Source organism: Amycolatopsis sp. NPDC114484, assembly GCF_055633755.1.
On sequence record NZ_JBVKDQ010000013.1, the window covers coordinates 278,555 to 289,706 of the forward strand.

The following is an 11,152-nucleotide window of genomic DNA, read 5'->3' on the forward strand; positions in this document are numbered from 1 at the left end:
GCTCGCTGTCGCTGAAAGCGGCGACGAACCACCCTGGCTGGTACACCCTGGTCGCGGTGGGCTACCTCGCGGGGGTTCGCCTTCCTGGTCAAGGTGCTGCTCGCCGGAGTCCCGCTCGGTGTGGCCTACGGCATCTGGGGTGCGCTGGGCGTGGCGCTCACCGCCGTCCTGGGCGCGGCGATCTTCGGAGAGACGCTGACCCCGGTGATGCTCGGCGGCATCGTGCTGATCATCGGTGGTGTCCTGCTGGTCGAACTCGGTTCCCAAAAAGCCAAGCGGGGCAAGGAAACCAAGAAGGCTCCGGAGGTCACGGCGTCATGACGTTCGTCTTCCTCGCCGTCGCGATCCTGTGCGAAGTCGCCGCGACCGTGTGCCTGCGCATGGCCGCCGCAGGCCGGAAGGCCTGGTACGCGGCCGTCGCCGCGGGGTATCTGGTGGCGTTCGCCCTCCTGAGCCTCATCCTCAGCCGCGGCATCGGCATCGGCGTCGCCTACGGGATCTGGGCGGCCGCTGGTGTCGCCCTCACCGCGCTGGCCAGCCGCGCGTTGTTCAAAGAGCCCCTCACCAAAATCATGGGGCTGGGCATCGCCTGCATCATCGCCGGAGTCCTCGTCGTCGAACTCGGCGGCAACCACTAACCCCTTCGGCCACAGCCACAGGCGGGCTTCGCCGCAGTGTGGCGACCCGGGGTGGCGGATGCTGTACGTGCCCCGGCGGGGCCAAGGCGACCACAACATCGTCTCTCCGGCCGAGGAACACGCGCGGCCAACTGGCCCTCTTCGTCATCGACCGCTGGAACGCAGCCGCGCAGGAAGCCGTCTACGGGCACTGGAGCACGCGCACAGGATCACGGTCACCGGCGCGCGTCTTTACCGCAGGTCGGGCTCCCGCAAGCCTGCTCGGTCGGCGGTGGCCCGGTCGGACCGGCGATAGTTGTTCGCGGGATTTCGTCTCGCCCGGGGTGCAGGCCTGTTCTTGGCCGATGCAAGGGTGCTTGCTCTAGCTCATAAGGTGTCGCCGACCCGGATTTTCCTGGCGGCTTCGTGGGCTCGTTCGGTGGCGGCGCTGGCTCCGTACCGCCGGGCCATCTGCGCGGTTGTCCAGCCGTTGAGCAGCATCAGGTCGCCTTCGCTGCCACCGGACTTGAGGAAAGTGTGCGACTGGAAGTGCCGGCCGAGGTGCGCGTGGAGATTGCGGCCGAGCACGCCGTGGGCGTCGGCGGCGTTGCCGCGTCGGCGGAGCATGATCTTGATTCCGTTCGGTGAGAGCGGGGTGCTGCGGCGGTGGTCGCTGAGCCACAGCCGGGTAGTGGCGTCGGCATAGGGATGGCGCGCACGGACGCGGAGATAACGTCCGAGGGCTTTGCCGGTGGCGGCGCTGAAGGGGAGCGCCCGCCATTTGCCGCCTTTGCCGAGGACATTGACGACGCGACGGGACAGATCGAGATCGCGTTCCATGTCGATGTCGGCGATTTCGGAGAGCCGGCCGCCGGTGTCCCAGAGCAGCCGGATGATCGCTTCGTCCCGGCGGCTGTGGAAATCGCGCCCCTGGCAATCCCGGAGAACCTGCTTGATGAATTCCACCGGTGTGATGGGGATCGACTGGTCCGGAATGTGCGGCGGATTCATGCGAGCCATCGGGTGATGCTCTATTTCCTCCTCGGTCAGGAGCCAGTTGAACCATGCGCTCAGTGCGCGGTAGTTGTTATTCGCATTGCCTGGGCTGGTGGTGGCGAGGCGATACGCGATCCACCTTTTGACGTGGTTCGGTTCGTAGCCTTCGGGCTCAGTTGGTTCGGGCGGAACCGACGCCAGCCACGCTTCGGGGTCGTCGGCTTCGGGCGGCGCGATCGGGCCGGCGAGCCAGATGCGGAAGAAGCGCACGGTGTCGCTGCAGCCGCGGATCGTGCGGGGGCTCTTGTTCTCGGCCTCGAGTGACATGGCCCACTCGGTGATCAACGCCTGCCAGGTCGGCGGAGCCAAGGTGAGTGCTCGCGTGCGCAGGTGAAAATCCTCGAATAGGAGTGTCACTGAGCGCTGTGCTAGCTCCCGGGCCGCGTCGGACGGCACGAAATAGGGGCTGAACCCGCAGGTCCAGCCCCTATCGGTCGGGATGACAGGATTTGAACCTGCGACCCTCCGCTCCCAAAGCGGATGCGCTACCAAGCTGCGCCACATCCCGGCACCCCCGCGGCCTCCGGAAACCCGGGTACCCGGGGGGTGTACGACCCACCCTAGCGGGCACGCTAAGCTTGCTTCGCTCCCGGGTCACCGAGAGCACTGCGGGTGTAGCTCAATGGTAGAGCCCTAGTCTTCCAAACTAGCTACGCGGGTTCGATTCCCGTCACCCGCTCCAACGCTTCCACCTCCGACGAGGATGAGGACGACGCCGCATCCGCCTCCAGGCGGGCGGCGATCACGTCCAGCAGCAGATCGGTGTCCACCGGCTTCGTGATGTAGTCGTCCGCTCCCGAGGCCAGGGTTCGTTCGCGGTCTTCCTCCGTCGCTTTCGCTGTGACGGCGATCACGGGCAGGTCTTCGTGGGCCGCTTCGGCTCGGATCGCGGCGATGGTCGCGTTGCCGTCCAGTTCCGGCATCATCACGTCCATCAGCACCAGTGCGGTGTCCTCGTGGCGTTCCAGGGCCCGGATCCCGGCCACACCGGTGTCGGCGTAGATGACTTCCAGGCCTGCTTGCTCCAGGACCGCCGCCAGGGCGAAGACGTTGCGCAGGTCGTCGTCGACGATCAGGACCTTTTCGCTGTTGAAGCGTTTCGGGGCGCTGTTCGGTTCGGCCACGGTGATGGTGCTCGGCAGGACCGGCAGCTTCGGCGTCGGGCGGACCGGCGTCGTGGGGGCGATCAGGTTGGCGGCGCCGACCGGCAGGTACAGCGTGAAGGTGCTGCCTCGGCCGGGGACGCTGCTGACGCGCAGTTCGCCGCTCAGCAGCTCGGTCAGCTGCTGGCTGATGGACAAGCCCAAGCCCGTCCCGCCGTATTTGCGGCTCGTGGTGCCGTCTGCTTGGCGGAAGGCGTCGAAGATGACTTCCAGCTTCTCCTCGGGGATGCCGATGCCGGTGTCCTCGACGCCGAACGCGATGATCCCGGCCGCCGAGCGCAGCGACTCCTGTTCGACCTCCTCGGGTTCCGCCATCCGGATGTGCAGGCGCACGCCGCCCTCGTCGGTGAACTTCGCGGCGTTCGACAGCAGGTTCCGGAGCACCTGCTGGAGGCGGTGCTCGTCGGTGTGCACGCTGCCGGGCACCGGCGGGTCGATCAGGACCGCGAATTCCAGGCCCTTGTCCGCGGTCAGCGGGCGGCACAGCGATTCGACGTAGTTCACCAGCTCCGGCAGCGTCACGTCGGACATCTGCAGGTCCAGCTTCCCCGCCTCGACCTTCGCCAGGTCGAGGATGTCGTTGATCAGCTGTTGAAGGTCGCTGCCCGCCGCCCAGATCGTCTTCGCGAACTGGATCTGCTTCTCCGTGAGGTTGCCCTCGGGGTTCTCCGACAGCAGTTTCGCGAGGATCAGCGCGCTGTTGAGCGGAGTTCGCAGCTCGTGCGACATGTTCGCCATGAACTCGTTCTTGTACTGCGACGCGACCGTCAGCTGCCCGGCCCGCTCCTCGAGCTCTTGGCGGGCCTGCTCGATCTCGATGTTCTTGACCTCGATGTCGCGGTTCTGCTGGGCCAGCAGCGCCGCCTTCTCGGCCAGTTCGGTGTTCGACCGGCGCAGTTCGCCCTGCTGGGCCTGCAGCTGCTCGGACCGCGCGCGCAGTTCCTGGGCCAGCCGCTGCGATTCGGTCAGCAGCGCCTCGGTGCGCGAGTTCGACAGGATCGTGTTCACGTTGACGCCGATCGTGTGCCGCAGCTGCTCCAGCAGGTCCAGGTGCACCGCGGAGAACTCGTTGACCGACGCCAGTTCCAGCACGCCGAGCACCTCGCCCTGGAACAGCACCGGCAGCACGATCACGTTCACCGGAGGGGCCGAGCCGAGCCCGGACGACACCAGCGCGTACTCCGGGGGAGCGCCGTTGACCAGTATCGTCCGCCGGTCCACCGCGGCCTGGCCGATCAGCGATTCGCCGAGCCGGAACCGCAAGCCGGTGCGCGCCTGGGCGAGCCCGTAGGCGGCGATGCAGTCGAGCAGCTTGTCCGGGTCGCCGCCGTCCTCGTCGTCGTGCGCGATGAAGAACGCGCCCTGCTGCGCGCTCACCAGCGGGGCCAGCTCGGACAGGATCAGCGTCGCCACCGACGCGAGGTCGCGGTGGCCCTGCATCCGCCCGGACAGCCGCGCCAGGTTCGTCTTCAGCCAGTCCTGTTCGCGGTTCGCGGAGGTGGTCTCCTTGAGGTTCGCGATCATCTGGTTGATGTTGTCCTTGAGGTCCGCCAGCTCGCCGGACGCGTCCACGGTGATGTGCCGGGTCAGATCGCCCGCGGTCACCGCCGTGGCGACCTGGCCGATCGCGCGGACCTGCGTGGTCAGGTTGCCCGCCAGCTGGTTCACGCTCTCGGTGAGCCGCTTCCAGGTGCCGGACACGCCCTCGACCTCGGCCTGACCGCCCAGCTTGCCTTCGGTGCCGACCTCCCGGGCGACCCGGGTGACCTCCGCGGCGAACGCGGACAGCTGGTCGACCATCGTGTTCATCGTGGTCTTCAGCTCGAGGATCTCGCCCCGGGCGTCGACGTCGATCTTGCGGGACAGGTCGCCGCGCGCGACCGCCGTCGTGACCTGCGAGATGTTCCGCACCTGGCTGGTCAGGTTGTGCGCCATGAAGTTGACGTTCTCGGTCAGGTCCTTCCAGGTCCCGGCCACGCCGGGGACGCGTGCCTGACCGCCGAGAATGCCCTCCGTGCCGACCTCGCGCGCGACCCGAGTCACCTCGTCGGCGAACGCGCGCAGCGTCTCGACCATGTCGTTCAGCGTCCCGGCCAGTGCCGCGACCTCGCCCGCCGCGTCGATGGAGATCTTCTTCGACAGGTCGCCGTTCGCCACCGCGCTCGCCATCGTGGCGATGCTCCGGACCTGCACGGTCAGGTTGTCGGCCATGACGTTCACGTTGTCGGTCAGGTCTTTCCAGATCCCCGCGACGCCGGGGACGCGTGCCTGACCGCCGAGGCGGCCTTCGGTGCCGACTTCGCGGGCAACGCGGGTGACCTCGTCCGCGAAGGCGGAGAGCTGGTCGACCATCGTGTTGAGGATGTTCTTGAGTTCCAGGATCTCGCCGCGCGCGTCGACGGTGATCTTCTGCGTCAGGTCGCCGCGGGCCACGGCGGAGGTGACCTGGGAGATGTTCCGCACCTGGTCGGTGAGGTTGTTGGCCATGAAGTTGACGTTGTCGGTGAGGTCCTTCCAGGTCCCCGCCACGCCCGGCACGGTCGCCTGACCGCCGAGTTTTCCTTCCGTGCCGACCTCTCGCGACACTCGGGTGACCTCGTCGGCGAACGACGAGAGCTGGTCGACCATCGTGTTCAGCGTCGTCTTCAGCTCGAGGATCTCGCCGCGCGCGTCGACCGCGATCTTCTTCGTCAGGTCGCCCCGCGCCACCGCCGTCGCGACCTGCGCGATGTTGCGGACCTGCGCGGTGAGGTTGTTGGCCATGAAGTTCACCGAGCCGGTCAGGTCGCGCCAGATGCCGGCGACCCCGGGCACGGTGGCCTGGCCGCCCAGCTGCCCTTCGGTGCCCACTTCGCGGGCAACGCGGGTGACCTCGTCGGCGAAGGAGGAGAGCTGGTCGACCATCGTGTTCATCGTGGTCTTGAGCTCGAGGATCTCGCCGCGCGCGTCCACGGTGATCTTCTGCGTCAGGTCGCCCTTCGCGACCGCGGTGGTCACGTGCGAGATGTTCCGGACCTGGTCGGTCAGGTTGTCGGCCATCTGGTTGACCGAGTCGGTCAGGCCGCGCCACGTGCCGGCCGCGCCGGGGACCTCCGCCTGACCGCCGAGGCGGCCGTCGCTGCCGACCTCTCGCGCCACTCGGGTGACCTCGTCGGCGAAGGAGGAGAGCTGGTCGACCATCGTGTTCAGCGTGGTCTTGAGCTGCAGGATCTCGCCGCGCGCGTCGACGTCGATCTTCTTCGTCAGGTCGCCCGCCGCGACCGCTGTGGCGACCTGCGAGATGTTGCGGACCTGGTCGGTCAGGTTGTCCGCCATCAGGTTCACCGAGTCGGTGAGGTCGCGCCAGGTGCCCGCCACGCCCGGCACTCGCGCCTGGCCGCCGAGGCGTCCTTCGGACCCGACCTCGCGCGACACCCGGGTGACCTCGTCGGCGAAGGACGAGAGCTGGTCGACCATCGTGTTGATGGTGTTCTTGAGCTCGAGGATCTCGCCCCGGGCGTCGACGTTGATCTTCTGCGTCAGGTCGCCGCGGGCCACCGCGGTGGTGACCGACGCGATGTTCCGGACCTGCTCGGTGAGGTTGTCGGCGAGGAAGTTGACCGAGTCGGTGAGGTCGCGCCAGGTGCCGGCCACGCCGGGGACCTCGGCCTGACCGCCGAGCCGGCCCTCGCCGGCGATCTCGCGGGAGAGGCGGATCACTTCGGCGGCGAACCGCGACAGCTGCGCGTTGAGCCCGTTCACGGTCTTCGCCAGCTCGGCGTACTGCCCGCGCAGCGGACGGCCGTCCAGCTGCAGCGCCATCGGCTGCGACAGATCGCCCTCGGCGACCGCGCCGAGCACCCGGTCCAGCTCCACGACCGGACGGCTGACGTCCTCGATCAGCCCGTTGACCGTGTCGACCGCGGTGGCCCAGCCGCCGGGGCCGATCTCGGTGCGCACGCGCTCGGTGAGCTTGCCTTCCTGGCCCACCGCGGCGCGCACGCGCATGAGTTCGGTCACCAGCCGCTGATTGCGTTCCGCGATGTCGTTGAACGCCGACGCCAGCCGGGCGGTGATCCCGTCGCCGTGCGCCACGAACCGCCGCCGGAAGTTGCCGTCCCCGAGGTCGTGGACGGCGCCGAGCAGCCGTTCCAGCGCCGCGACCTCGCTCGCCGGGACGAGTTCCGGTTCCTGGGCCCCGGAGTTCCGGGGGTTCCCGGAAGTCTGGAGGGACTCTGTCATCTTTGCCGACCTTCCCACCACGCGTGTGCCAGCCATGGTCGTCGACCCAGCGTGCCATGGTTCGCCCTACACTTCGACCCAGTCCGCCCGCGCACACTGTGCCAACCTGGAAGGACCAGGACCGTCAGGTCGACCCGGAGGCAGGAGGTTCGTGCATGGTGTCACGGCCCGCTCCGGCGTCGGCCCTGCCACCCGGTGCCGAGCTGCCCGGGCAAGCCGGATTCTGGCGCTCGGTGCTCGACGACGTGCGGGAGCCGGTGTTCCTGCAGGACCCCGAGGGCGCGCTGCGCTGGGCGAACGCGGCCGCCGAGCGGCTCGGCCCGGCGGAGCTCGTCGGCGTGACCGAGACCACCGGCAAGGTCGGCCACCGGCCGGCCAGGATCCGGGCGCTTCCCGGCGGCTGGCGCGCCTGGACCGTGGTCGACGACGGCCGCCGCCGTCCGGAGGAGTTCCTCGCCGAGGCCGGTCCGAAACTGGCGCTCGCGCGCGGACGGCACGGCACGGCCCGGGTGATCGCGGAGCTGGCGGCGTCCGCTCTGGGCGATTGCGCGTTCGTGCTGCTGCCGACGACCCGCGGCCGCTGGGAGTGGTGGAGCTGCACCGAGCACGGCGCGGCGGGCCACGGCCGGATCCGGCGGGTGCCGCCGCAGCTCGCGCCGGTGGTGTCCGACGCGGTCACCGATGCCGCCCGGCCCGAGATCCGCGCGGTCCCGGCGACGGAGGTCGCGGCGCTGCCCGCGGCGGTCGCCGAGCCGTTCGAAGGCCATCTCGAGGTTTCGGTGGTCTCGTTCGGCTCCGGCATGGCGGGGGCGGTGCTGCTCGGCAGGCGCGGCGAGCCCGCGTTCGGGCTCTCGCAGGGCCAGGCGGTCGAGGCGTTCGCGGACGCGGCCGGCACGGCGCTGGCCAACGCGCAGCGCTACGCCCGCCAGGAGGAAGCCACCCGCGGGCTCGAATCGACGTTGCTGCCGACGCCTCCCGCGCAGGTCGACGGCGCGAATTTCGAGCTGTGGTACGAACCCGCCGGCGGGGTCCTCGGCGTCGGCGGCGATTTCTACGACGTCCTCTCCCGCGACGACGGCAGCGCGTTCGTGGTCGTCGGCGACATCTGCGGCAAGGGAGCCGAGGCGGCCGCGCTGACCGGCCGGGTGCGGCATTCGCTGGCCGCGCTGCACCTGGTCGAACGCGACGGCCGCACGATGCTCCGGCTGCTCAATGAACTCCTGATCTCCGGCGGCAGCAACCGGTTCGCGACGCTCGTGCTCGGTTCGGTCGCGGCCGCGGAGTCCGGGCTCGACGTCACGCTGGCCTCCGGCGGCCATCCCGCCCCGCTCGTGCTGCGGCGCGGGGGAGGGGTCGAGGAGATCAGCGTGCCCGGCACGCTGGTCGGCGTGTCGCCGCAGGCCCGATTCGCGGAGGCGACGACGCATCTGGACGAGGGCGACGTCTGCCTGCTCTACACCGACGGCGTCACCGAAGCCCGCAACCGCACGGAATCCACCGAGCTGTTCGGCGACGAACGGCTCTACACGGTGCTGGAGGATTGCGTCGGGCAACCGGCGCGGGTGGTCGTGCGCCGGTTGCGCGAGGCGGTGCGGGAGTGGCTCGGGAATTCCGGCCACGACGACATCGCGGTGCTGGCGATCGAGGCCGCGCCGCGCGCGGAGTAAGCCTGCTTTTCCTTGCTCCGCAAGGGGAACTCACTTCCCGGGCTGGACTTCCGGCTCCGGTTCGGCCTTCGCTGTCTCGACCGGAGCCGACGCGGTCTCGACGTCTTGCTTCGGCTCGGCGGGGCGGGCGGCTTCCGGGTGCTCGAAGTGTTCTCGGCACTGCCGCCCGAATCGACGTGCGTGCGCGGTCATGGCCTCCACCTCCCCGGTTCGCCACCAGGATCGCGCGCCGGGGGCGACTTCGCCACCGAATTGCGCCGCGTCAGCCGACCGGACGGTCCGAGGGGGACCGGTCTGTCTAATGTGGATTCTTCTCGCTCGGCTGCCCGTCGCCGGGATCCGGGGGCTGTCTCGTCTTTCCCGGCGGGGTTCGCCGCGGGGGCCGGCCCGTCTGGTCCGCCTGGTCCGCCTGGCCGGTCTGATCCGCCTGGCCGGTCTGATCCGCCTGGTTCGACTGGTTCCGCGTCACCGGCACGGTGTGGGTCGTCGTGCCGGGCGGGAGCGTCGTCGTTTGCGAGGGCCCGTCCGCCTTCGCCGGACGGGCCGGCGGCGCGGACGGCGAATGCCGGGGAGCCGGATCCGGTGAATCGGACGGAGCGGAAGAGGGCGGGGAAACCGGAACCGGAGCCGGTTCGGAGCCCGGCGCGGACCCGGTGCCCGGACGCAGCGGGGTCGCCAGCAGCAGCGTCCCCGCCGCGACCAGCACCACCGGCAGACCCGCCGCGAGCACCGCGCGCCGCCGGGACACCCGGTGGCGGCGGCAGAAGACCGCGAGGCGAGTTTTGATCGGAAGGCGCAACGTTTCCGTGCCGCGCAACGCACGCGCCACCGCGGTAGCGGAGGGTCTTTCTTCCGGGTCGCGCATGGTCATCGCGCGCAAAGTCCTCGCCAGCGGTTCCGGCGTGCCCGGCGGCACTCGCGGCGACCGGTGCAGCCGCACCACCGCGGTTTCCGCCGCCGTGCCCGGGTATTCGCGGACGCCGGTGAGGCATTCGAGGAGAACGAGCCCCAGCGCGTACACGTCCGAAGCCGGGCCGGGCTGCTCGCCGAGCACCTGCTCGGGAGAGAGGTAGGCCGCCGTCCCGACGACCGCGCCGGTGTCGGTCACGCGGGTCGCGTCCACGATGCGCGCGACGCCGAAGTCGGCGATCCGCGGGCCGTCGTCGGACATCAGGATGTTGGCGGGCTTGAGATCCCGGTGGGTCACCTCGTGCGTGTGCACGTGGGCGAGCGCCTCGGCCAGCTGTGCGCCCAGCTCGACCACCTGGTCGGCGGGGAGCGGCCCGGAGCGCAGCCATTCGGACAGGTTGGGCCCGTGCACGCAGTCCATGACGAGGTACGCGTGCCCCTCGTCGACCCCGGCGTCGACGAACCCCACGAGTCCCGGGTGCCGGACCGCGCGCAGCGCCGCGATCTCCTGGTCCCGGCGGTTGCGGCCCAGTTCGACCGCCCCGGCGTGGAACAGCTTCACCGCGACCGCGGCTCCGGTTTCGAGGTCCTCGGCCTGATGCACGCAGGCCGTCGCGCCTTCGCCGATCCGCTCGCCGAGCTCGTACCGGCCGGCCAGGACCAGCGGCGCGGGCCCGTACCGGCCCAGCGCGAACCGTCGCGCGGTCGTGCCCGCGTCCGAATCGCCAGCGCCGGTCATTCGCCGATCACCTTCCCCCGGGGTAGCGGGGACAACTTACTCGCCGCCGGGCGAGGACAAAAGCGGAGCCGGTCGATTTCGCGAGTACAGTGGCAGCTGGGCACTACCGGCGCGCGCAATACTTGCAGTCACATCGAGACGGGCACGCGCCGAGGATGCCCGGGGCCGCGGCCGCCCGCAACCGGGGCCGTCTGGAGGAGGTGCACCATGTCGGTGTCGGACGACGCCGTCGAGGCGCGCGCACAAGGCTGGCGGACGCTGGCGGCGCTGCACGCGCGGATCGAAGACCGGCTGAACCGGGCGCTGGAGAGCGAGCACGAGCTGTCGGTGAGCGAGTACACGGTGCTCGACGTGCTCGGCCGCCAGGACGGCTTCCACCTGCGGATGAGCCAGCTGGCCAACGCGGTGGTGCTGAGCCAGTCCGCGACGACCCGCCTGGTCACCCGGCTGGAGGAGCGCGGCCTGCTGTCGCGCTATCTGTGCCAGGACGACCGGCGCGGGATCTACACCGAGGTCACCCCGTCCGGGCAGAAGCTGCTGGCCGCCGCCCGCCCGACGCACGACGCGGCGCTTTCCGCCGCGCTCGCCGAGGCGGAGGAACTGCCGGAGCTGGCTCCCTTGGTGACCGCGCTGGGGTCGCTCACCTTCGCTGCCAAGTGACGTGAGGGGAACCCTCAGGGAATCAGATTCCCTGAGAGGGTGTTGTGGAACCTGGTGTTTCGCTCGGTGTGTCGGTGGTGGTAGCGGCCGGGTGTGGTGATCATCGGGTGGGGTGTGTGT

At 70.0% G+C, this 11,152-nt stretch carries 8 protein-coding genes and 2 tRNA genes; 5 read left to right on the plus strand and 5 right to left on the minus strand.

Going from position 1 to position 11,152, the window contains the following annotated elements:
• Positions 1 to 93 precede the first annotated feature (93 nt).
• Both ACZ7SW_RS29555 and ACZ7SW_RS29560 read left to right on the plus strand, forming a co-directional pair.
• The gene (locus ACZ7SW_RS29555) at positions 94 to 321 is read left to right on the plus strand and encodes a DMT family transporter (RefSeq protein ID WP_470233630.1); all 228 of its coding nucleotides are present in this window, start codon (positions 94 to 96) and stop codon (positions 319 to 321) included.
• The gene (locus tag ACZ7SW_RS29560; RefSeq protein ID WP_470233631.1) at positions 318 to 638 is read left to right on the plus strand and encodes a DMT family transporter; all 321 of its coding nucleotides are present in this window, start codon (positions 318 to 320) and stop codon (positions 636 to 638) included. Before ACZ7SW_RS29555 ends, ACZ7SW_RS29560 begins: the two co-directional genes overlap by 4 nt.
• A gap of 366 nt (positions 639 to 1,004) precedes the next feature.
• Here the strand turns inward: ACZ7SW_RS29560 and ACZ7SW_RS29565 are convergent, their stop codons facing one another.
• Together ACZ7SW_RS29565 and ACZ7SW_RS29570 are read right to left on the minus strand one after the other, a co-directional pair.
• Entirely contained in the window at positions 1,005 to 2,030 is a 1,026-nt protein-coding gene (locus ACZ7SW_RS29565) for a tyrosine-type recombinase/integrase (protein ID WP_470233632.1), read from the minus strand.
• Between the two features lie 77 nt (positions 2,031 to 2,107).
• Positions 2,108 to 2,181, minus strand: a tRNA-Pro gene (locus ACZ7SW_RS29570).
• Between the two features lie 100 nt (positions 2,182 to 2,281).
• On the opposite strand from ACZ7SW_RS29570, the gene ACZ7SW_RS29575 reads away from it, so the two are divergent.
• A tRNA-Gly gene (locus tag ACZ7SW_RS29575) sits at positions 2,282 to 2,355 on the plus strand.
• Here ACZ7SW_RS29575 and ACZ7SW_RS29580 read toward each other — a convergent pair.
• A complete protein-coding gene (locus ACZ7SW_RS29580) occupies positions 2,324 to 7,057 on the minus strand; it encodes a HAMP domain-containing protein (RefSeq protein WP_470233633.1) in 4,734 nt (1,577 codons plus the stop codon). The genes ACZ7SW_RS29575 and ACZ7SW_RS29580 overlap by 32 nt on opposite strands.
• Positions 7,058 to 7,212: 155 nt before the next feature.
• Here ACZ7SW_RS29580 and ACZ7SW_RS29585 point away from each other — a divergent pair, with 155 nt between their 5' ends.
• The gene (locus tag ACZ7SW_RS29585; protein WP_470233634.1) at positions 7,213 to 8,724 is read left to right on the plus strand and encodes a SpoIIE family protein phosphatase; all 1,512 of its coding nucleotides are present in this window, start codon (positions 7,213 to 7,215) and stop codon (positions 8,722 to 8,724) included.
• Between the two features lie 30 nt (positions 8,725 to 8,754).
• Here the strand turns inward: ACZ7SW_RS29585 and ACZ7SW_RS29590 are convergent, their stop codons facing one another.
• Positions 8,755 to 8,916 (minus strand): hypothetical protein, encoded by a 162-nt coding sequence (locus tag ACZ7SW_RS29590; protein ID WP_470233635.1) that lies wholly within the window; start codon positions 8,914 to 8,916, stop codon positions 8,755 to 8,757.
• Between the two features lie 106 nt (positions 8,917 to 9,022).
• Positions 9,023 to 10,372, minus strand: coding sequence for a serine/threonine-protein kinase (locus tag ACZ7SW_RS29595; protein ID WP_470233636.1), 1,350 nt, complete (start codon positions 10,370 to 10,372; stop codon positions 9,023 to 9,025).
• Positions 10,373 to 10,579: 207 nt separating this feature from the next.
• Between ACZ7SW_RS29595 and ACZ7SW_RS29600 the strand changes: the two genes are divergently transcribed.
• A complete protein-coding gene (locus ACZ7SW_RS29600; protein ID WP_182894087.1) occupies positions 10,580 to 11,032 on the plus strand; it encodes a MarR family winged helix-turn-helix transcriptional regulator in 453 nt (150 codons plus the stop codon).
• The last annotated feature ends 120 nt before the right edge of the window (positions 11,033 to 11,152 follow it).

Excerpts from the sequence above, each read along its gene's own strand:
- ACZ7SW_RS29560 (WP_470233631.1), top strand. The coding sequence starts at position 318 with ATGACGTTCGTCTTCCTCGCCGTCGCGATCCTGTGCGAAGTCGCCGCG.
- ACZ7SW_RS29580 (WP_470233633.1), bottom strand. The coding sequence starts at position 7,057 with ATGACAGAGTCCCTCCAGACTTCCGGGAACCCCCGGAACTCCGGGGCC.
- ACZ7SW_RS29585 (WP_470233634.1), top strand. The coding sequence starts at position 7,213 with ATGGTGTCACGGCCCGCTCCGGCGTCGGCCCTGCCACCCGGTGCCGAG.
- ACZ7SW_RS29590 (WP_470233635.1), bottom strand. The coding sequence starts at position 8,916 with ATGACCGCGCACGCACGTCGATTCGGGCGGCAGTGCCGAGAACACTTC.
- ACZ7SW_RS29595 (WP_470233636.1), bottom strand. The coding sequence starts at position 10,372 with ATGACCGGCGCTGGCGATTCGGACGCGGGCACGACCGCGCGACGGTTC.
- ACZ7SW_RS29600 (WP_182894087.1), top strand. The coding sequence starts at position 10,580 with ATGTCGGTGTCGGACGACGCCGTCGAGGCGCGCGCACAAGGCTGGCGG.